This is a genomic window from Olsenella sp. HMSC062G07, assembly GCF_001811895.1.
Taxonomy (GTDB): domain Bacteria; phylum Actinomycetota; class Coriobacteriia; order Coriobacteriales; family Atopobiaceae; genus Olsenella_F; species Olsenella_F massiliensis.
The window spans coordinates 1,228,058-1,249,192 of sequence record NZ_KV806951.1 but is presented as its reverse complement, the minus strand read 5'-3'; the positions used below and the strand labels follow the sequence as shown (position 1 = coordinate 1,249,192).

The window sequence follows — 21,135 nt, the reverse complement described above, 5'->3', positions numbered from 1 at the left end:
GGGCACAGCAGCGTGGGGTCGACGTCCCCGTCCGCAGGCAGACCTTGGGCCCATGCCGCCCAGGAGCGGGCCGCCCTCGCGCTGCCGGCGAGGTCCCACCCATCCTCCTCGACGACTCCCTCGGGCGTGAGGTTGGCCCCGATGGCGAGCAGCGAGAGGGCGCGTTCGGGATGATCGCGCGCGATCAGCAGCGCCTCGATGGCGCCGTCCGAGAAGCCCACGAGGTGGGCGCGACGGACGCCTAGCGCGTCCAGGCACACGAGGGCGTCGAGGGCCATGAGCTCGTAGCTGAGTCGGGCACGACCGCGCGTCGAGCGTCCCTGCGCCCGCGAGTCAAGGCAGACGGCCGCATGGCCCGCCGAGACGACGGCGTCGACGAGGGGCCCGAAGATGCCGTGCTCCTCGCCGTTGCCATGAAGGAAGAGCACGGGCTCGCGCGTGTCACGCGACGAGGTCGCAGGGGCAAGCCGGCCATACACGAAGGTCGCGATCCGCGCGCCGTCGTCGGTCGCGACGCGTCGGGCGATGACGGGGGCCGTGCTGGGACGCGCGTAGGGGCTGGGGACGCGATGGGCGGGCGGCGTCGGGGCGCCGCCCTGCGCGGGGCGCGTGGGCGTCCTCTCGCGCGCGATGTCGGCCCTCTCGCTCATCGTGGCCTACTTGGTGAAGAAGTCGGTGCGCGGGGGCAACTCCACCAGGGCGTGCTCCCGGGGCGCCTGGCCAAGCTCGCGCGCCAGCTCCAGCGGCGTCTGGAAGGCATGCTCCCACGAGAAGAACAGCGCGGGGTCAAAGGCGAGGTGCTCGCAGATCCTCTCGCACCCCTCGGGGGTGGCGGGGTGCATGAGCAGCGTCGTCGTGCGCAGGGCCGCGAAGGCGTTGGCGAGGGCGTGCTCGTAGGCGACGTCATCGCCTCGGGCCGCCTTGGACTCGTCGGACCAGCGCTTGTTGGCGCCGCGGCAGAAGTCTTCGACGACGGCGAGCGCCCCGTGCGCGTCAAAGGCATGGGCGCAGCGCTCGAAGGCGAGCGTTGCCTCTGTGCAGGCGTCGCGCACCTCCTCGTCGGCGTCGTGCGAGGGCAGGTGCCCGTCGCAGACGTTCTGGGCCCCATAGAGGCAGGAGCGCGCCAGGCGGTTGAAGATGTTGGCCAGAAAGGCGCTCTCCTTGAGGGCGGGGTCGGCCACGCGCGGATCGTCCTTCACGAGCACGTCCCTGCCGGTCTTCTTGTCCCTGTGGCTCACGCTCGTGTCATAGGGCTTGGGCGAGAAGCTCACGGCCTTCTGGTCGAGGCCCAGGCTGAGCCAGTGGCAGCGCAGCTGCTCGGCGTCATAGTGGTCAAGCAGCTCAGAGGCGAGCGGCGGCTTGACGGCGCCGGAGCTCGAGGCCTTCTTGTTCATGAACAGGATGTGGTGGTTGGCCACGGGCACGCCCTGCGTGAGGCCCCAGTCCAGGGCCTCCCAGAGCGCGGGCTGGGCCACGCAGTAGAAGTAGATGTTGTCCTGGCCGATGAACTGGTAGACCTTGGCGTCGGCGGAGCACCACCAGTCACGCCAGTCGTCGCTGGCGTAGCGTCCCGGCTCGGCGCCGGCGAGCGCCGCCTGGGTGAAGCTGATGGGCGCCCAGAGGCTCTCGGGCCAGCACCACACCGTGAGGCCGCTCGTCCCCTCGAGCTCGGGAGCCGGCACGCCCCAGGCGATGTTGCCCGTGATCCTGAACGGCAGCAGGGTCTTGCCGGTGCGAAAGCGTACGCCCGCCGCCTCGAGGACCTCGCGCGCCCGGTCGCGGTCCTGCCAGCTGGCAAATGCGATGGAGAAGGACTGCTGCCCCTTGGCCGCCTCATGAAGCTCGTGGGCGGGCAGCTCCGCTGCCGCGGCGTCAAAGGCCGCGCGGAACTTCGTCTGGACGTACATGACCGGGGCCACGAGCGACTCGCGGACCGTCGTGGTGACGATGGGGCGCACCTGAGGGTCGAGGTCCCACTCGTCCATGAGCCCCTCGAGCTCCCGCTTGAAGGAGGGCAGGTCAAAGTACCAGTTGTCAACCGGTCGCAGCTCGGGCGTGGTGCCCGTGAGCTGGGAGACGGGAGCTATGAGCTCCTCGGGGTCAAACTGGTGGCCCAGGTCGCACTCGTCGGCGTAGGCCTTCTCGCTCTTGCAGCCGCGCACGGGGCAGCGGCCCGTGACCTGCCGGCCGTTGAGGAACTGGCCCGCCGCGGCGTCATAGAACTGTCGCGTGCCCATGCGGCGCAGGTGACCCCGCTCGTGCAGGCGCGTGAGCACGGCGGCGGTCAGGCACGCGTGGATGTCTCGGGCCGGCCCGATGCCAGAGCCGGCAAACAGGTCGAGGCTGATGTCGTAGGCGTCGAGGGCACGGCGCTGGGCGTCGTGGTTGGCGCCCACGTAGTCGAGGATGCCGCCGTCAAAGCCCTCGCCCTCCACCTTCTTGCGATAGCCCTCCATGATGGGCGAGCCATAGCAGTCGGTGCCCGAGACAAAGAGCACGTTCCTCCTTCCCAGGCGGTCGCGAAGGAAGCGCGCGAAGAAGTCCGCCGGCACGAACACGCCCCCGATGTGCCCAAAGTGCAGGCTCTTGTTGCCGTAGGGCATACCGCCCGTGATGACGGCGCGGGCGGGGAAGGAGGGGCGGTTCGAAAGGCTGACAGACATGCGCACGGTCCTTTGCGAGGCTAAGGGAGCTACCATACGCAGGCGATTATCCCACATCGGCCGCGCTCGCGCCGCCCGGGCCGACCGGGTCGGCATGCGCCCGCGCGGACCTCATGCCTCGGGGCGTGGCCGTGCTACCCTTGGCCCATGAGGACGCTTTGCGAGATAGACGTGCTGGGCGACGAGGCGATGCGACGCAGGATGGGCGGGTTCGTCCTGGTCGTCCTCGTCGTCGGCGCGGCGGTCGCCCTCGTGCTGCTGACGTCGGGCGTCCGCGACGCCGTGGCCCCGCCCGTCTGGGCGGCGCTCCTGTTGACGCTGAGCCTCGTCGCGCTGCCCCTCCATGAGCTCGTCCATGCGGCTGCCTTCAAGCTGCTGGGACCGCCTGGCACGCGGGTTCGCCTTGGCGCCCAGGAGGGCATGCTCTATGCCTGCGCCGCGGGAACGCTCCTTTCTCGCCGCCGCTTCATGGCGGTGCTCGTGGCGCCCGCCCTGCTCGCGAGCGTCGCCTTTTTTCTCCTGTGCGTCGCGGCGAGCCTGCCTCTGCTGGCGTGGTGCTGCGGAGCCATGCACCTTGCGGGCTGTGCGGGCGACCTCATCATGGCGGGCGCCATCTGGCGCGAGAGGGGCTGCTCGCACGTGCGCGACACCGAGCGTGGCATCGAACTCATGGGATAGCGCCCCGCGCGCGGGAATCGGCGTCCCATATGCTCTACAATTCCAGGGCGGAAGGGCGGCGCCGGACGACGCCGCGCACGGCAGCGGGGAGGGACCATGGACGAACGGTCGGCGTCGGGACGCACGCCGCTATTGCTCCACGCCTGCTGCGGCCCCTGCTCGCTGGAGCCCGTCCGCCTGCTGCGCGAGGAGGGCTTTGAGCCCACCATCTGCTGGGTCAATCCCAACATCCAGCCCGTCGCGGAGCACGACCTGCGCCTGAGGGTCCTGAGGGACTGGGCCGCCCGCGTCGCCCACGTGGACGTCATCGTGGGCGCGGACGACCGTGACGGCTGGGAGCGCCTCGTGGCGCCCGCCGCGTTCGACCGCGGGCGCCGCTGTAGGGCCTGCTACGCGCTGCGCCTGGCCGAGACCTGCCGCATCGCTCGCGCACGGGGCTTCTCTCATGTGAGCACGACCCTGGCCGTCTCGCCCTACCAGCTCTTTGACGCGTGCGAGGACGCGCTGGTGACCCTTGCGCGCGCCCAGGGCCTGCACGCGGTGTGGCGCGACGTCCGCGACCGCTATCCCGACGCCGTCAGGGGGGCGCGCGAGCTGGGCATGTACCGGCAGAGCTACTGCGGCTGCCGCTTCTCGGCGGCCGAGGCCGCGCGCGAGCGCCACGAGGCCCGCGACGCCCGCCGCGCCGCCAAGGCGGCCGCGCGCGCCGGTCGCGTCCTGACGGAGGCGGGTCCGTCTCGCCTCGTGACGGGCACGTAGCGCCCCGCGCCCCACCGCGGCATGCCCCCTGCGGCGCAGGCCTCATCCATCCGTACCGCCACCCGCTCCAAGGAGATGCTCGAACCATGCGCACCGACGACTTTGACTATGACCTTCCCGACGAGCTCATCGCCCAGGCCCCTGCGGAGCCGCGTGACTCCTGCCGCCTGCTCGTCCTTGACAGGGCGGACGGCAGCGTCGAGCATCGCCTGTTCACAGACGTGATTGACTACCTCGAGGCGGGGGACCTCCTCGTTGCCAACAGAACGCGGGTGCTGCCGGCCCGGCTCATGGGTCACAAGCGCCAGACGGGCGGGGTCGCCGAGACGCTCCTGCTCAAGCGCCGCGAGGACATAGATCCGCTGGGACGCGTCTGGGAGTGCCTCGTCAAGCCCGGCAGGCGCCTCAAGCAGGGGAGCGTCATCGAGTACCGCGAAGGCGGGGCCCATGCCCCCCTGAGCTGGGAGCCCGTGCTCACGGGTGAGGTCGTCGACTACCTCGAGGACAACCGCGGCGGTCGCCTGCTGCGCTTTGAGCCCGCGCGGGGCCTCTCGCTCGACGAGGCCATCCACAAGGCGGGCCATGTGCCCCTACCGCCCTACATCACGCAGTACGACGGCGACCCCGAGAAGTACCAGACGGTCTACGCCATGCGCGAGGAGCACTCAGCGGCGGCACCCACGGCGGGACTCCACTTTACGCCCGAGCTCCTCGAGCGCATCGCGGCGCGGGGCGTGGGCTTCAAGACCGTCGAGCTCGAGGTGGGCATCGACACCTTTCGCCTCGTCGAGGAGGAAGACCCCACGGCGCACGTCATGCACACCGAGCGCTACCACGTTGGGCAGGACGTCGTTGACGCGGTCCACGCGACCAAGGCGGCGGGCCATAGGGTGATCGCCGTGGGCACGACGTCGGTCAGGTCGCTCGAGAGCGCCTTTGACCTCGCAGCGCCCGCATCCGACCCCCCGATGGCGGCACGACGCTTTGAGGGGGCGCCCGACTCGGCGAGGGTCACGGGCAGGGGGGACCTCGTCGCCCGCCGCGACGCCACCACCGACCTCTACCTGATGCCGGGGTCCACCTACCACGTGGTGGACGCGCTCATCACCAACTTTCACGTGCCGCGCTCGACCCTCATGATGCTCGTGTCCGCCTTTGCCTCGACGAGGCAGATCATGGATGCCTATCACGCCGCCGTCGACGAGCGCTATCGCTTCCTGAGCTTTGGCGACGCGATGCTCATCAGGTAGGCGCGCCCACCTCGCGCGCCCGCGAGGCCCGCGGCGCGCTCGACCCTCAGCGCAGGACCTGCGTGATGATCACGACGACGACGGCGACGACGGCCGCGAGCGCGAGGAGGGCGATCCCGACGAACGCGAGGCGCTGACCCCTTGTCCTGGCACGCAGGTTCCGCTCAAAGCGGGCGAGGCCCTCGACCTCGGCCTCGAGCGAGACGAGCTGCGCCTGTCGCTCGTCGATGGCGCGCTCGAGGGCGGCGGTCTTCTCCGGCGTGTCATGGACGTCGCCCGCCTCGTCGAGGATGTCGCGCGCCGCCGTGATGCGACCCTGGGCCTCCCGCGCGTCGTCCTGGGCCAGCTGCCGGTCATGCTCGACCTGCGAGATCTGGTCCTGAAGTTGCCTCTCCTCGTCCCTAGCGGCGTTGTAGAGCGACTCGTACTCCTCGCGGCGGCTGGTCGCCTCGCGCTTGGCGTCGCCGGCCTGACGCTCGACGGCCTCCAGCGACTGGCGCTGGGTCCAGAGATGGGTCTGGGCGTTGTCCACGAGCTGCTGGCACTCGACGGTGACGCGTGCGACGTCGTTGCGGGCGGCGTCGAGGTGCGCCTGCTCCGCCACGGCCTCGCTCTGCATCTTCGACAGCGCCGAGGCTGAGGCGGAGGGATCCTTCTTGAGGGCCATGAGCTCCGCCTGGACCTTCCTCAGGCGGTCCTGCGCGTTGTCGACGGCCTTGTTGGCCGCGGCGATGCGCTGCTCGCGGCGCTTTGCCGCCTCGGCCACCTGCTGGTCGGCACCCTTCACGGCGCGCCTGGCGTCCGCCAGCGAACGCGCCGCGTCGTCCGAGCGGCCCTTCGTGGCGTCCATGAGCTCGCGATAGGGGCGCAGGCTGTCCTCATGTTCGGCGCGCAGGGAGCTGAGGCTCTCCTGCAGGGCGCCCGCGTCGCCCGCGGCCTTCTCGGCGCGCCCTTCGGCGTCGCGCAGCGCCTCCTGCGCGTCTTTGAGCTCCGCCTCCTGCTCGCTCACGATGGCGTCGTAGTTGTCCTCTATCCGCGTCCTGCGCTCAAGCTCGTCTCGGTCCTCCTTGAGGGCCTGGGACAGCTCGCGCAGCCGGCCACGCGCCGTGGCGTGCTGCCTCGACGCCTCCCAGACGCGCTTGACGGCGTCGAGTCCCCCCTTGAGGGGCGACAAGGCGGACGCGCCTTGCCCGGCGCCCCCGTCGGGCCGCTCGTCAGACGAGGTCTCCTGGGGCTGCATGGACATAGGTGCTCCCTTCGCGCGGGGACGGTCATGGTCTCGTCGGCACTGCGCCGCAGCTCTCCTGACGGCGCACGGGCGTTGCCGCCGCTGACCCACGCAGGACGTTCGGCGGCGGGCTATTTGGCGATTAGCCCCATTTTACCCTTCAACCCGATCGGGCATTTGGTGTAACCTTCATATATCTACCGTCCCAGCGGGGTCGACACCGGCATGCGGCCCTGGCACACAAAGGAGTCTCCCATGGTTTCTAAGCAGGTCACCGTCGTCAGCGCCACCGGCCTTCACGCGCGTCCCGCCTCGCAGTTCGTGCAGACCGCCAAGGGCTTCCAGAGCGCCGTCACCATCAAAGACGTCGAGAAGGGCTCCGCTCCGGTCAACGCCAAGTCGATCATGATGATTCTTGCCGCAGGCCTTGGTACCGGCTCCAAGGTCGAGATCTGCTGCGACGGTCCTGACGAGCAGGACGCCCTCAACGCCATCCTGGCCATCAAGGACGGCGAGGAGACCCTCTTCGGCGAGTAGGGCTCGTAGGTTTACGCGCACAGCCAAGCCTCCCGCCATGCGGGGGGCTTTTTTGCCGCGACAAAACGCCCGCGCTCGCACGTGCGCCGCCCAGGGCGGCCCTGCCCGCATCGCGCATTTGCGTCGGCGCCCGGCGGGGCCACGGGCAGTCTTGCTAGAATCAACTGACCAAAGCTCGGCCGGGCCTGCCCGCCTTCGCCCGCGCTCGCCTGACCCGCGACCCTCCCTCGCGTCGGCGGCCGGCCCGCGACCCATCACCCCCATAGAGAGGACCAGGCAGTGAGCAGCAAGTGGTTCACGTACGACCTCATCGCCGAAGACCCCGCGACGCACGCGCGGGCGGGCGTCCTGCACACGCCTCATGGCGACGTCCCCACACCCATCTTCATGCCGGTGGGCACCAAGGCGACGGTCAAGGGCCTTCTCCCGGAACAGCTCAGGGGGCTGGGCGCCAAGATCATCCTGGCCAACGCCTACCATCTTTCCCAGCGTCCCGGTGCCGACCTCGTCGCCGAACTGGGAGGTCTGCACGACTTCATGCGATGGGACGGTCCCATCCTCACGGATTCAGGCGGTTTCCAGGTCTTTAGCCACGGAGACTTCGTGAGGCTGGACGAGGGCGGCGTGACCTTCCGCACGGTGGACTACGACGGCTCCTATGTCCACTGGACGCCCGAGGACAACATGGCCATTGCCCAGAGCCTGGGCGCCGACATCGTCATGCAGCTTGACCAGTGCACGCCGTACCCTGCAAAGCGCGCCTTCGTGGAGCGCGCGGTGGAGCTGTCAAGCCTGTGGGCCGAGCGCTGCGCGAGGGCCCATACCCGCGAGGACCAGGCCCTCTTTGGCATCGTTCAGGGAGGCATGCACCTTGACCTGCGCCTGCGCAGCCTTGAGCATCTTGAGTCCTGCGGGGACTTTCCCGGCTACGGCATCGGGGGCTACTCCGTGGGCGAGGACCACGCCATCATGTTCGAGACGCTGGCGCCGCTCGCGAGCGAGCATATGCCCCGGCACAAGCCGCGCTACCTCATGGGGGTGGGCAACCCGACGACCTTGGTCCACGGCGTGGCGTGCGGCATCGACATGTTCGACTGCGTCCTGCCCACCCGCACGGCGCGCATGGGCTGCGCCTTCTCGTCCGCAGGCAGGCTCAACCTGAGGCACGCCCGCTTTGCGCATGATCGGTCCGTCCTCGAGGAGGGCTGCGGCTGCCCCGCCTGCCGGGGCGGCTTCACGCGCTCCTACCTGCACCACCTGGTCAAGCAGAGAGAGATGCTCGGCGGCATCCTGCTGTCCCTTCACAACCTGCACTTCCTCCTGGAGCTCATGCGGCAGGCGCGCACGGCCGTCATCGAGGGCCGCTACGCCGACTTCGTGCGCCGCTGGGACGAGCTTCCCGGCAGCGCCGACTGGTAGGGACGCTCGAGGAGGCCCCCGGCGCGCGAGGCCCGGCGACGATCGTGGAGTATGATGTCAATCTGAGACAAGGAGGGGCGCGAGCCCCCTACGAAGGAACGTGAGACATGTCAAAGCAAGATGCGGGCCCGGGGCGTTCCCTTGGCCTCAGTCGCTGGACGGGTGCAGGGGCGACGCCCCCGCCCAAGGGAGCGAGGGGTCGCCGCCCCGCGACCTCGTCGACGGGCAGGCGCGCCGACCTGCGTATGCGCCACTCGATTCGTCGGTACGTCTCGACGCTCGTCATCCTTCTCGTGGTCCTCGTCGTCGCGGTCGTGGGCTTCACGCCCTTGCGGGAGCGCATCACCCAGGGGCTTGACATCCAGGGCGGCGTGTCCGTGATCATGAGGGCGACGAAACCGGACGGATCGGCGCCCACGTCGGGCGACATGGCGACGGCGGCGGGCATCGTCCAGAATCGCGTCAACGCCCTCGGCGCCTCCGAGACCTCGGTGCAGCAGCAGGGGTCAAACTCGATCCTGATCCAGATCCCCGGCGCCACCAACGCCGACCAGGTGATCTCGACCCTGGGCCAGACCGGGCACCTGGAGTTTGCCCGCCTTGACCAGATCGGGGACGCGGACGCCCTCCTGAAGCTCAACGCCGGCGCCACGAACGTGAGGCTCAAGGAGGGCACGTACACGTCCTTCATGGACGGGTCGGACATATCGACCGTCTCCGTCGCCCAGGACCCCACGAAGGCCTCTGGGGGCTACGCGGTCAACCTGAGGCTCGGTGGCGACGGCAGCGCCAAGTTTGCCGCTGTGACCAAGGAACTCGCGCCCATCAAGGGGCGCATCGCCATCGTGCTCGACGGCGTGGTCTACTCGGCTCCCGCCGTCCAGAGCGAGATCACGACGGGCCAGGTGTCCATCACCGGCGGCTTCAGCCTCGATGAGGCGCAGCAGCTTAAGACCGTCCTTGACTCCGGGTCTCTGCCCGTGACGCTGACCTATTCCGAGAGCCGCGTCGTCGGGCCCACCCTGGGCCAGGACTCGCTCGGCCAGGGCGTCGTCGCCATCGCCATCGGCGCTGCCGTGGTCGTGGCCTATCTCTTCATGTTCTACCAGGGGCTGGGGCTCCTCACCATGGGCTCGCTCGTCGTCTTCGCGGTGCTCTATCTGGGGCTGCTGGCCCTCCTGTCGCACGTCGGCGCCTACGCCCTCACGCTCCCCGGGCTGGCCGCCGTCGTCCTGACGACGGGCTCGGCCGCCGACTCCTCCATCCTCGTGCTCGAGCGCTTCCGCGAGGAGATTCGCATGGGCAGGTCGATTCGACAGGCGTCCATCTCGGGCGCCAGGCACGGCATCATGACCTCGCTTGACGCGGACGCCGTCTCACTGGTCACGGCGCTGGCCCTGTTCTTCGTGGCCGTCGGGTCCGTGAAGGGGTTTGGCCTCACGCTCGCCCTCGGCATCATCTGCGACATAGTCACGATGTTCTGCTTCAAGGCGCCCGCCCTGCGGCTGCTCGCCCTACGTGCCATCGAGCGTCACCCCGGCTTCTGGGGCGTCAGGCAGGACCTCGCCGCCGCGGCGCCCGGCGAGGGACGCAAGGGGGGTGAGGCCCATGCGTAGCCACTTCTCGCGCGAGATTCCCTTCATGAGGCATCGCCGCACCTTCCTCACGCTCTCCTGCGCACTCGTGGTGCTTGCCGTCATCGGCATCGTGGTCCGCGGGCTGGTGTTTGGCATCGAGTTCAGGGGCGGCACCGAGATCGACTTCCGCGACACGGGCGACGTCGCCCTCGGGAGGATGAGAGACGCGCTCGTCGCTGCCGGGGAGGTGGACCCTACGGTCCAGACGACCGTCACCGAGGGCGCCCAGGGCTTCCTGGTGCGCTCCGACACGACGGACCCCAATACGGCCAACGCACACGCCGAGGCCGCCGCTGCGGCGCTCGGCCTCACCTCCGAGAACTACACTGTCACCACCATCGGACCCGATTGGGGCGCGGACGTCACTCGCTCGTCGGCCCTCGCCTTTGGTGTCGCCCTGCTGCTGATCGTCGCCTACGTGTCGCTGCGCTACGAGTGGAAGATGTCGCTCGTGGCTGTCCTGGCGCTTCTGCATGACCTGCTGATCACCGTCGGCGTGTACGCCTGGACACAGACGGCCATCACGCCCAACGTGGTCGCCGCCCTCCTCACGATCATGGGGTACTCGCTCTATGACACGGTCGTCGAGTTCAACCGCATTAACGAGAACTCCAGGGAGCTGCGCGACGGGGTGCATCGGACCTACTACCAGATTGCCAACTTCTCCATCAACGAGGTCTTCGTCCGCACGATCAACACGACGCTCACCTCGGTGGTCCCCGTCGTGGCCATGCTGCTGCTGGGCGGCTCGACGCTCAGGGACTTCGCCTTCGCGATGCTCGTCGGCGAGCTTCTGGGCACGTACTCGAGCTTTGCCGTGGCGAGCCCGCTTCTGGCCATATGGAAGACGCGAGAGACGGACTGGGCCAGGCGCGAGGCCAAGTACGGCGACGCGGCCCGGCGTGACGTGGCGGAGCCGGCCCAAGAGGGGACGCGCTAGTGCCCGGCCTCCTGGACAGCGACCGATGGGGCCTGCCCGAGGTTGACGCCGCGTGCGTCCGCGAGCTTGGCGAGCGCTGCGGCGTCGTGCCCCTGGTGGCCCGCACGCTGGTGGCGCGCGGCATCCGGACGCCCGAGGCGGCGCGACGATTTTTGACTCCCTCCCTCGAGCGCGACTGGGAGGACCCCCTGGGCATACCCGGCATGAGCGAGGCGGCCGACCGCCTCGCCTCGGCGCTCGCGGCGGGCGAGGCCATCGCCGTCTTCGGCGACTTCGACGTGGACGGCATGAGCGCCACCTGTCTGCTGACGAAGGGCCTGCGCGACCTGGGCGCAGACGTCCGTCCCTTCATTCCTGACCGCTTCGCGGAGGGCTACGGCCTCACGCGGGCCGCCCTGGGCCGGCTTCTGGACGACGGCAGGCCCGACCTCATCGTTACGGTGGACAACGGCATAGCGGCTCAGGCCGAGGTGGCATGGATTCGCTCCCAGGGCATTGACGTGGTGGTCACCGACCACCACGAGCCGGCAGGGCTCGTTCCCGTCGGCGTCGCGGTCTGTGACCCCAAGATGTCCGCCGACTGCCCCTCGCGGGAGCTCGCCGGCGCCGGTGTCGCGCTCAAGCTGCTTCAGGTCGTGGGCGCTCGCAGGGGCGCGCCCGACCTCTGGCGCGCCTACGTCGACCTCGCCACGCTGGGGACCGTCTCAGACATGATGCTGCTGGCCGGCGAGAACCGCGCGCTGGTGCGTGAGGGCGTCGCGCTCATGCGCCAGGGAAGGCGCCCGGGCATCGTGGCCCTCGCGGCCTCGGCTCGCACGGAGCTCTCGAGCGTCACGGCGGACGTGCTGCCGTTCTCGCTTATCCCGCGCCTCAACGCCGCCGGCCGCATGGGCAAGACCGTCGTGGCCTTCGAGCTTCTCATGGCCGATGACATGCCAGGTGCCGTCGAGCTCGCCGAGCGCCTTGAGCAGATCAACGCCGAGCGCCGGGACATAGAGGCCGGCCTTGCCGAGGAGGCCTTCGAGGCGATTGACGCAAGCTATCACGGCGAGCGCGTCATCGTCGTCGCGGGGGAGGGGTGGCACGAGGGCGTCAAGGGCATCGTGGCGAGCAGGGTCACCAACCGCTATCACGTTCCCTCCATCCTCCTCTCGGTGCGTGACGGCGTCGCGCGCGGGTCGGGACGCTCGGTGGGAACGGTGGACCTCTTCAAGGCCGTCTCGAGCTGCTCGGATCTGCTCGTGCGCTTTGGCGGTCATGCCGGCGCGGTCGGGGTGACCTGCGAGGTCGGCAGGCTGGACGCGTTTCGCGCCGCGCTCGAGGCGTACATGGACGCCCTGCCCGCCGAGGAGTTCGCAAGCAGGGGAGAGCTCGCCTCCCTGGTCTCGCTGTCCGAGATGACCGTTGACAACCTGGCGGCGCTCGAGGTCCTCCAGCCCTTTGGCCAGGGCAATAAGAAGCCCCTCTTCGGGTGCGCCGGCGTCATGATGCGCAATCGCGCGCGCGTGGGCGCGGCCGGCAACCACCTGCGCTTTGCCGCGACGGACGGCGTCGCCTCGGTGCCGTCCATCATGTTCAGGGCACCCCAGATAGAGCGTGCCGTGGGTTGCGAGGGCGCCGTCGACCTCGTGTTCGAGCCCGTCAACGAGACCTGGCAGGGGCGCACCAAGCCCAAGCTCATGGTCAAGGACATCCTCTATCGCGACGACGAGCCCCCACGCCCCGCCGAGCTCGTCGCGCTGACGGACGGTCTCTTCGCCGACGCGTCGTCCGACGACCCCGCGGCCTCCGCAGGAGGCGAGGACCTGGGCTCTCCCGATGGCGACGAGACGGTCGAGGCGACGCTGCAGGCGCTTTCGACGCTCTCGTACGACGAGCTCACCGACGCGCTGCGCAGGCGCCTGCTGGGCTCGGCGCCGCTGCTGCCCGCGCAGCGCGAGACGCTCGACCGCCTGGCCGCAGGCAGGTCCTGCCTCTGCGTCATGGCGACGGGTCGCGGCAAGTCGCTCATCTTCCATCTGCACGCCGCCCGCGAGGCGCTCGCCCACGGACGCGCAAGCGTGTTCGTGTACCCGCTGCGCGCCCTCATCTCGGATCAGTCCTATCATCTCGCCCATGCGATGCGCGACCTTGGCGTGGGCGTGCGGGTGCTCACGGGCGAGACGCCCCAGGCAAAGCGGGACGAGACCTACGAGGCCCTCGCCCGAGGCGTGGTGAGCGTCGTGCTCACGACGCCCGAGTTCCTCTCGCTGCACGTGGCCCGTCTGGCCCGATCGCGCCGCATCGGCTTTGTGGTCGTGGACGAGGCGCATCATGCCGACACGCTCTCCTCGGCCGGCAGGGGGGCCTACGGCGAGCTGCCGCGCGTCCTCGGCGAGCTGGGCGGCCCCACGACCCTGGCGGTCACCGCGACGGCGGACCCCTCCACTGCCCGCGCCGTCCTGGACCTGCTCGGCCTCGCCGAGACGGACGTGGTCGTTGACGCCACCGAGCGACCCAACCTCCACGTCATGGACCTCAGGGCGGCACCCGACCGCGACGCCGCGCTCGTCAACATCGTCGCCTCGGGAGAGAAGACCGTCATCTACGTCAACGGCCGGCAGGCCAGCAGGAAACTGGCTCGCATGCTCAGGGACGCCCTCCCCGACCTGGGCCATGCCATCGCCTTCTATCACGCGGGGCTTGGACGCCCCACACGGCTGCGGGTGGAGGGTGCGTTCAGGACCGGGCTCATCACCACGATCGTGTCGACCAGCGCCTTCGGCGAGGGGGTCAACCTCTCGGACGTCCGTAACGTCGTGCTGTACCACCTTCCCTTCGACAAGGTCGAGTTCAACCAGATGAGCGGGCGCGCGGGCAGGGACGGTGACGACGCCGCCATATGGCTGCTGTTTGGGGCGCGCGACGCCGAGCTCAACGAGAGGATCCTCGCGGCGCAGGCGCCGGACCGCGACGCCATGGCGCAGCTCTTCGCGACGATTCGTCGGCTGTGCGACCCCGGCGACACGACGACGGCCAGCGACGAGGACATCGCGTCGGCGGCGTCGGCCACGTACGCGCCCGCGCGCTATGACGCGCGGCAGGCCGCGAGTGCCGTGGCGACCTTTGCCGAGCTCGGCCTCATCGCGCTGGGCGGAGACGCGGACGCACGGGTCATCTCGCTTCTGCCCATAGCGGGTCGCGTCGCGCTCGAGCGCTCGAGCGGCTACCGTGCCGCCCGTCGTCAGGCGCGAGAGTTCGAGAGCTTCAGCAAATGGGTACTCTCAAGTAGTCGGGACACGCTGTCCGGGCTCGTCGGGGGACCTCTGCTCCCCGGCTTTGGGCAGGTCGCGGATGGAGGTGACGGACAGTGACGAACCAACGGGAAGAGACGGCCGCGCCTCCTGCGCGCCGGCGCGTCCCCCAGGCGGACAACTGGCGGGTGCTCAAGGGCACCTGTGCCGAGTACCTCGAGCCCGAGGCCGTCGACAAGGTCAGCGCCGCCTACGAGTTTGCCGCCGAGTTTCATCGTGACCAGAGGCGCCGTTCCGGCGAGCCGTACATAAACCATCCCGTCGAGGTCGCCCTCATTCTCGCCAAGGACCTCAGGATGGACGAGGATCCCATCTGTGCCGCGCTGCTGCACGACACGGTGGAGGACACCTCCGCGACGCTCGACGACCTGACGGATCGCTTTGGCACGACGGTCGCCGAGCTGGTGGACGGGGTCACGAAGCTGACCTCCATCGAGGTCTCGTCCATGGACGAGAAGCAGGCGCTCAACCTGCGCAAGATGTTCCTCGCCATGTCCAAGGACATTCGCGTCGTCATCATCAAGCTCGCCGACCGCCTCCACAACATGCGCACCCTCGCCGCCCTCAAGCCCGACCGTCGCACGTTCAAGGCGCGCGAGACCATGGACGTCTACGCCCCCCTGGCCGACCGCCTGGGCATCAGCTCCATCAAGTGGGAGCTCGAGGACCTCTCGTTCTTCTACCTGGAGCCCGAGGAGTACGAGCGCATCGCACGCATGGTCCAGGACTCCCGCGCCCAGCGCGAGCGCGAGACGGCCGAGGCCATCAAGGTTCTCGACGGGGAGCTGAGGGTCGCGGGGCTCACGGGCTACCAGATTTCCGGGCGGCCCAAGCACCTCTGGTCCATCCACCAGAAGATGACCCGCAAGGGCAAGGAGTTCTCGGACATCTATGACCTCATCGCCCTGCGCGTCCTCACCAAGTCGGTGGGCGACTGCTACTCCTGCCTAGGGGCCGTCCACGCCCTGTGGCACCCGCTCCCCGGGCGCTTCAAGGACTACGTGGCCATGCCCAAGCCCAACGGGTATCAGTCGCTGCACACCACGGTGATCGGGGCGGACGCGCGTCCCGTCGAGATCCAGATTCGCACCTACGAGATGCACGAGAAGGCCGAGTACGGCATCGCCGCCCACTGGCTCTACAAGAAGGCGGGCAACTCCGATGGGCGCATGGCCTCGGACGACCAGGGCGTGGACTCGCAGATCAACTGGATTCGTCGCAGCCTGGACTGGACCATGGACGACGACATGGGGGACGCCCACGAGTTTCTGAACAACCTGCGCGTCGACCTCTTCGAGGACGAGATCTTCGTGTTCACGCCCAAGGGCGAGGTCATGAGCCTCAGGAGGGACTCGACCCCCCTTGACTTTGCCTACGCGGTCCATACCGAGGTGGGCAACCACTGCGTGGGCGCCAAGATCAACGGCTCGGTGGTACCGCTCACGTATCGTCTGACCAGCGGCGACCGCGTGGAGATCCTGACCAACAAGAACTCAAAGCCCAGCCGCGACTGGCTGAACCTCGTGGCGACCCCCTCCGCCAAGGCGAAGATTCGCAAGTACTTCACGACGCTCTCCAAGACCGACGACGCCGAGCAGGGTCGCAGCGACCTCTCTCACGAGCTGCGCAGGCGGGGGTACGGCATATCCACGCCGCGGACGGTCAGGGCGCTCGACCGCGTTATGTCCCAGCTTGACTACGTGCGAGTCGATGACCTGCTCGCGGCCGTGGGAGCCGGGAAGCTCTCCGTGAAGCAGGTGGCCAACAAGATCGTGGCCATCCTCGAGGAGGGGTCGCCCGAGAACCAGGCGGAGCGCGACCGCCTCGCGGCGCGCAAGGAGGCCAAGGAGCGCGCCCTCACGGAGGACAGGCCCCTGGTGCGCCCCGACGCCCGCGCCGCCTCGGACAGGCGTCGTCGTCACGGCAACTGCGGCATCATCGTCAGGGGCGACCCCGACCTTTTGGCCCGCCTCGCCCATTGCTGCAACCCCGTGATGGGCGACGAGATCGTCGGCTTCATCACGCGCGGTCGGGGCGTGTCGGTCCATCGCACGAGCTGCCCCAACGTCAGGGGCCTCATGGCCCATCCGGAGCGGATGATCGAGGTCGAGTGGGACACGACCGGCGCCACGGAGTTCCAGGTGGAGATCGTCGTCGAGGCGACCGACCGTATGGGGCTGCTCAAGGACGTGACGACGGCCATCGGTGACGCCGGCGGCAACATCCTCTCCGCCGCCACCCAGACGTCGTCGTCCGGGTCGGCGCGCCTGCGCTTTCTCACGGCCATATCCGACGCCTCGCTGCTGAATCCGCTGCTCGCCTCTGTGAGCCGCGTGACCTCGGTCTACGACTGCCGGCGCATCATGCCGGGTGAGGGTGCCAACCAGATGAAGAGGAGGACTTAGGATGTCAGAGCATGACGAGGGCCGCGCGGACGGCTGCTGCGGCGGTCGCCACCACGACGAGGGTCAGGGCTGCTGCGGCCGCCACGGCTGCGGCGGGACGGGCGAGCGCGACCGCATCGTCCTGTTCGTGGTGGGACCACTTGAGACCAACTGCTACGCCTACGTGTCGCGGGGCGAGTGCCTCATCGTCGACCCGGGCAACTCCGGCGCCAAGGTCGCCGAGCATCTGCCCGAGGGCGTCACGGTGCGCTACCTGGCGGCGACGCATGGTCACGGCGACCACGTGGGCGGCGTCAAGGCGCTTCGCGAGGCCGTGGGAGGCCGCTATGTGATTCATCCCGCCGACGCCGAGCTCGCTCGCCACGCCGGCGAGCCCAGCGAGACGGGCAGGGCCTACGACGACAACGCCCCGGAGCCGGACCTCACCTATGAGGAGGGCGACGTGCTCGAGCTGGGGAGCGCCCGCTTTCGCGTTATGGAGACGCCCGGCCACACCCCCGGCAGCGTCTGCCTCGTGGGCGAGGGAACGGCGACGGGCGTTGCCTTCATGGGGGACACCCTCTTCCAGGGCTCCTGCGGCCGCACCGACCTCACGGGCGGAAGCCCAAGGGACATGAGCCTCTCGCTCGCCCGTCTCAAGCGCGAACTGGACCCCCAGACCAGGCTCTTCTGCGGGCATGGCGAGATGACGACGATGGGGGAGGAGCTCGCCTCCAACCCCTACCTGCGGTCGTAGGGCGTTCGGCGCCGCAACCGCCAGGTCACGGCGACTCGCCGCGCGCTCCGGCGGCGATCGGCGTGCGGCCGCCCACGTCGCGGCCTCCTGGGCCGTTTATTTGCTATAGTTTCACTGCCTCGTGCCCGGATGGCGGAATTGGCAGACGCGGCGGACTCAAAATCCGCAGCTGGGAAACCAGCGTGTGGGTTCGACCCCCACTCCGGGCACCATATGGCACCCTAGGGACGTCGCACGGGACAGCCGACCCCAATCGTCCGGCCCGGTTGTGTGCGTGTCTTGGCGAGGGTCACATCGCGCCCTTGCATGCCGCGCCCGGCTGGCGTATCCTTATAGAGTACGTAAGAAGCGGGACTGTGCGTGAGCCCCCACCTACACGGCGCCGTCAGGCAGCTGTCTGGTCAGACAATGAACCTTGTCCCCACGAGCTGGGGTGTTGTCTCCTGGATGCTGTTGGCTCCAGGTTTTTTCATGCGTGGGCGTCACGGACGCGACGAGTCCCGCCGCAGCGAAGGGAAGGTGTAGAAGATAGCCAAGAACGATGGACCTCGCGTCAACCGCGAGATCACCGCACGCACGTGCCGCCTCATCGGCGTGGACGGGTCGCAGCTGGGCCTGTTCGGCCTGAGTGACGCGCTGCGCGTTGCCATGGACCAGCACATGGACCTCGTGGAGATCGCTCCCAACGCGGAGCCTCCGGTCTGCAAGGTGATGGACTATCGCAAGTTCAAGTATGAGCAGGACCGCAAGGCCAAGGCCGCCCGCAAGAAGCAGGTCAGGGTCGAGGTCAAGGAGATGAAGTTCCGCCCCAAGATCGACGTGGGGGACTACATCACCAAGAAGAACCATGTCATGCGCTTCCTCAAGAAGGGCGCGCGCGTCAAGATCACCATCATGTTCCGTGGGCGCGAGATGGCCCATCCGGAGCAGGGCAGGATGGTGCTCGACCGGCTTGCCGAGGACCTCGCCCCCTATGCGACGGTCGATCAGCAGCCTAAGATGGAAGGCCGCAACATGCACATGCTTGTCGCCCCGATCAAGGGAGCCTTCGACGAGAAGGACGGCGAGGGCGGCATCGAGAGTCAGAAGGAGAACTAGCATGCCCAAGATGAAGACGCACAAGGGTTCGGCAAAGCGCTTTCGCCGCACCGGCACCGGCAAGATCATGCGTGCCAAGGCGTTCAAGAGCCACATCCTGACCAAGAAGTCTCAGAAGCGCATTCGCGGGTTCCGCAAGGAGGCCGTGCTCGCCAGCTGCGACGCCAAGGTCGTCTCGCAGCGCATGGGCAGCAACAACTAGGCGCGCACGCGCACCATCAGACATTCAAGGAGTTGATACGATATGGCACGTGTCAAGCGCGCAGTCGCCGGTCGCAAGAAGCGTCAGACCCTGGTCGAGCGCACCAAGGGCTACTACGGGACTTCCTCTCGCACCTTCCGCGGCATGAAGGAGCAGGCCCAGCATTCCGGACAGTATGCCTACCGCGACCGTCGCAACAAGAAGCGTGACTTCCGCGCCCTGTGGATTCAGCGCATCAATGCCGCAGCCCGCATGAACGACCTCTCCTACAGCACGTTCATGCATGGCCTGAGGCTCGCCGGCATCGAGCTTGACCGCAAGGTCCTCTCCCAGGTCGCCTACGAGGACGAGGCCGCCTTCGCCGACCTCGCCGCCGTCGCCAAGAAGGCCCTGGAGGCCGCCAAGTAGGCCACGACCTGTGCGTCAGCACGTTTTTGCGCGCCCTGCCGCGACGTATTGCCGCGGCGGGGCGCGCCTCATGTGAGACCGGCCTGCGAGTCTGATGTTGGGCCTACGAGCCTGTCGCCCTCGCGCCTGCGGCGTCCCCCTCCCGCAGGCTATCTCTTGTCGCGTCCGGCGCGCCCCTCGCACGTGGGCGCCCCTTCCGCGTCGTCAGCGCCGGCCTCGTCCTGCCTCTTGACATCACCCTCGTCGTCGCAGGGGCTGGCCCGGTGGAGCAGCACGGGCCTGAACAGGTGCAGGTGCTGGGCAAAGAGGGCCGAGAGGACGAACAGCGCCAGGAAGATGGCGATACGCGGCACCACGGCCACCTGGGTCATCACGAGGCTTCCCGCGCACAAAAGGGTGGTCCAGCCATAGATGAGCAGGACGGCCTGACGCTGGTTGAACCCTTCGTCGATGAGGCGGTGGTGAATGTGGCCCCGGTCCGCCTGGCTGATGCTCACGTGGGCCCTCCTGCGCCGGACGATGGCCGAGAAGGTGTCGATGATGGGGACGGCCGCGACGACCAGCGGCACGATGATGGTCGTGAGCCCCGCGACGCGCGTGACCGACAGCAGCGAGATGGTGCCGAGGGCGTAGCCGAGCAGCAGGGACCCAGAGTCACCCAAGAAGATGCTTGCGGGGTTGAAGTTGTAGCGCAGAAAGCCGAGCGTGGCCCCCACGAGCGCGGCGGACAGCGCGGCGGCGTCGTTGCGACCGGCGAGGACGGAGAGAAACAGCATCGTGAGCGCCGCAATGGACGAGATGCCCGTTGCCAACCCGTCGAGGCCGTCGATCAGGTTGATGATGTTCACGTAGGCGACGAGGTAGAAGATCGTGATGGGGTAGGCGGCCCAGCCCAGGTTGAGCGGCCCTTCGGTGAAGGGGTTCACCACGGTGCCGATGACCAGCCCGCCCGCGACGGCGACGGCGGCCGCGAGCACCTGTCCCAGGAGCTTCTGCCAGGGCTTGAGCTGAAAGACGTCATCCAGGACGCCCGTGAGAAAGATGATGACGAAGCCGAGCTCGACGAGGTGATAGTCCATGCTGCGAAAGTGCGGGGCGGGCGCGAAGGCGGTGGGCCAGCCCAGCAGCAGGGTGCCCAGGTACTGGAGGAGCAGGGCGGAGACGAGACCCGCGAACACGGCCAGGCCGCCCATGCGGGGGATGGGCACCGTGTTGACGCGCCGGGCGCCGGGGCGGTCGATGGCGCCGATCCTGCGGGCGACCTGCTTGGCAAGCGGGGTCACGGCAAGCGTCGTGAGCAGCGCTACGCCAAGAAGGGCGAGATGAATGACCCAGGGCTCAGGCATGTGACGCTTCGTCCCCCAGACTGGTGGCAGTGCTGCGACCGTCGCGGCGGGGCGGTCGGCTGACAGAGCGCACGGGCGGGAAAAAGCGCTCACCCTTTTATTCTTGTCATCGAGCGTGACAAGTCAAGACTGGTATTGTCGCGTGACTCCCGTATAGTGAAGGTGTCGTCTCCCTGCAGCAACAACTGGGTGAACCGACAAGCGTTTTGAGGGAGCCCATATATCGTCCTCAGTACAGGCATCCTCCGCTGTTGAGGAAGCTGGAACCGGCGACGAGGGCACCCACCTGGGAAGGTGGGTTCATTTCGCGGCTGCAGGGAGCGACTTTTTTATGCCCGCTCGCCCTTGCGCGCACGCTGACGATGATATAGGCTAGACAATGCCGGGTCCCGACGATGACCCGCCGTCACCTTTGTCGTCTCTTAACCAGCTTTCACCCTGACGCCCCGCCTTGGGCGCTTGTCTCGCGACGGTCGCGGCAGGCATGCCACCGTGGGACGGGGTGCTGCGTTGGGCCGTTGGCCCCATCACGAGAT

Annotated in this window: 17 protein-coding genes and 1 tRNA gene; 14 read left to right on the top strand and 4 right to left on the bottom strand. The window is 68.6% G+C overall.

Translation table 11 applies throughout. The annotated features are described in order from the left end of the window. Both HMPREF2826_RS09485 and HMPREF2826_RS08735 read right to left on the bottom strand, forming a co-directional pair. Window positions 1–650 (bottom strand): alpha/beta fold hydrolase (locus tag HMPREF2826_RS09485; protein WP_168164004.1); only part of this gene is annotated, 650 nt, incomplete at its 3' end. 6 nt (window positions 651–656) lie between these two features. After that, a complete protein-coding gene (locus tag HMPREF2826_RS08735; RefSeq protein WP_070641015.1) occupies window positions 657–2,663 on the bottom strand; it encodes a class I tRNA ligase family protein in 2,007 nt (668 codons plus the stop codon). A 147-nt stretch (window positions 2,664–2,810) separates the two neighbouring features. On the opposite strand from HMPREF2826_RS08735, the gene HMPREF2826_RS08730 reads away from it, so the two are divergent. From HMPREF2826_RS08730 to queA, 3 genes are all read left to right on the top strand, one after another. Further along, window positions 2,811–3,341, top strand: a complete 531-nt coding sequence (locus HMPREF2826_RS08730; protein ID WP_070641013.1) for a DUF3267 domain-containing protein — start codon at window positions 2,811–2,813, stop codon at window positions 3,339–3,341. A gap of 96 nt (window positions 3,342–3,437) precedes the next feature. Next, the gene (locus HMPREF2826_RS08725) at window positions 3,438–4,100 is read left to right on the top strand and encodes an epoxyqueuosine reductase QueH (RefSeq protein ID WP_070641011.1); all 663 of its coding nucleotides are present in this window, start codon (window positions 3,438–3,440) and stop codon (window positions 4,098–4,100) included. 86 nt (window positions 4,101–4,186) lie between these two features. Continuing rightward, window positions 4,187–5,350: a tRNA preQ1(34) S-adenosylmethionine ribosyltransferase-isomerase QueA gene (queA, locus tag HMPREF2826_RS08720; protein WP_070641009.1), complete on the top strand. Its 1,164-nt coding sequence runs from the start codon at window positions 4,187–4,189 to the stop codon at window positions 5,348–5,350. A 46-nt stretch (window positions 5,351–5,396) separates the two neighbouring features. On the opposite strand, the gene HMPREF2826_RS08715 is transcribed toward queA, so the two are convergent. Next, window positions 5,397–6,596 carry a coiled-coil domain-containing protein gene (locus tag HMPREF2826_RS08715; RefSeq protein WP_070641007.1) on the bottom strand — a complete coding sequence of 400 codons (1,200 nt, stop codon included), beginning with the start codon at window positions 6,594–6,596 and terminating at the stop codon, window positions 5,397–5,399. A gap of 237 nt (window positions 6,597–6,833) precedes the next feature. Here HMPREF2826_RS08715 and HMPREF2826_RS08710 point away from each other — a divergent pair, with 237 nt between their 5' ends. From HMPREF2826_RS08710 to rplT, 11 genes are all read left to right on the top strand, one after another. Then, entirely contained in the window at window positions 6,834–7,115 is a 282-nt protein-coding gene (locus HMPREF2826_RS08710; RefSeq protein WP_070641005.1) for an HPr family phosphocarrier protein, read from the top strand. A gap of 279 nt (window positions 7,116–7,394) precedes the next feature. Further along, on the top strand, window positions 7,395–8,534 hold the full coding sequence (gene tgt, locus HMPREF2826_RS08705) for a tRNA guanosine(34) transglycosylase Tgt (RefSeq protein ID WP_070641003.1): 1,140 nt from the start codon (window positions 7,395–7,397) through the stop codon (window positions 8,532–8,534). Window positions 8,535–8,641: 107 nt separating this feature from the next. Beyond that, window positions 8,642–10,150, top strand: coding sequence for a protein translocase subunit SecD (secD, locus tag HMPREF2826_RS08700; RefSeq protein WP_070641001.1), 1,509 nt, complete (start codon window positions 8,642–8,644; stop codon window positions 10,148–10,150). Then, complete coding sequence (gene secF / locus HMPREF2826_RS08695; protein ID WP_070640999.1) at window positions 10,143–11,111, top strand: protein translocase subunit SecF; 969 nt, start codon at window positions 10,143–10,145, stop codon at window positions 11,109–11,111. The genes secD and secF overlap by 8 nt, the downstream gene beginning before the upstream one ends. Continuing rightward, window positions 11,111–14,464, top strand: a complete 3,354-nt coding sequence (gene recJ, locus HMPREF2826_RS08690) for a single-stranded-DNA-specific exonuclease RecJ (RefSeq protein ID WP_070640997.1) — start codon at window positions 11,111–11,113, stop codon at window positions 14,462–14,464. Before secF ends, recJ begins: the two co-directional genes overlap by 1 nt. Further along, complete coding sequence (locus tag HMPREF2826_RS08685) at window positions 14,461–16,809, top strand: RelA/SpoT family protein (RefSeq protein WP_070640995.1); 2,349 nt, start codon at window positions 14,461–14,463, stop codon at window positions 16,807–16,809. The genes recJ and HMPREF2826_RS08685 overlap by 4 nt, the downstream gene beginning before the upstream one ends. Before the next feature lies 1 nt (window position 16,810). Continuing rightward, window positions 16,811–17,545 carry an MBL fold metallo-hydrolase gene (locus tag HMPREF2826_RS08680; protein ID WP_058270163.1) on the top strand — a complete coding sequence of 245 codons (735 nt, stop codon included), beginning with the start codon at window positions 16,811–16,813 and terminating at the stop codon, window positions 17,543–17,545. Window positions 17,546–17,668: 123 nt separating this feature from the next. Then, a tRNA-Leu gene (locus HMPREF2826_RS08675) sits at window positions 17,669–17,757 on the top strand. Between the two features lie 316 nt (window positions 17,758–18,073). Then, a complete protein-coding gene (gene infC, locus HMPREF2826_RS08670; protein WP_148138368.1) occupies window positions 18,074–18,643 on the top strand; it encodes a translation initiation factor IF-3 in 570 nt (189 codons plus the stop codon). A gap of 1 nt (window position 18,644) precedes the next feature. Continuing rightward, window positions 18,645–18,845 carry a 50S ribosomal protein L35 gene (gene rpmI, locus HMPREF2826_RS08665; protein ID WP_058270164.1) on the top strand — a complete coding sequence of 67 codons (201 nt, stop codon included), beginning with the start codon at window positions 18,645–18,647 and terminating at the stop codon, window positions 18,843–18,845. 42 nt (window positions 18,846–18,887) lie between these two features. Next, window positions 18,888–19,253, top strand: coding sequence for a 50S ribosomal protein L20 (gene rplT / locus HMPREF2826_RS08660; protein ID WP_058270165.1), 366 nt, complete (start codon window positions 18,888–18,890; stop codon window positions 19,251–19,253). A gap of 149 nt (window positions 19,254–19,402) precedes the next feature. Here rplT and HMPREF2826_RS08655 read toward each other — a convergent pair whose 3' ends face one another. Beyond that, entirely contained in the window at window positions 19,403–20,599 is a 1,197-nt protein-coding gene (locus HMPREF2826_RS08655; RefSeq protein ID WP_070640993.1) for a glycosyltransferase family 4 protein, read from the bottom strand. Between the last annotated feature and the right edge of the window lie 536 nt (window positions 20,600–21,135).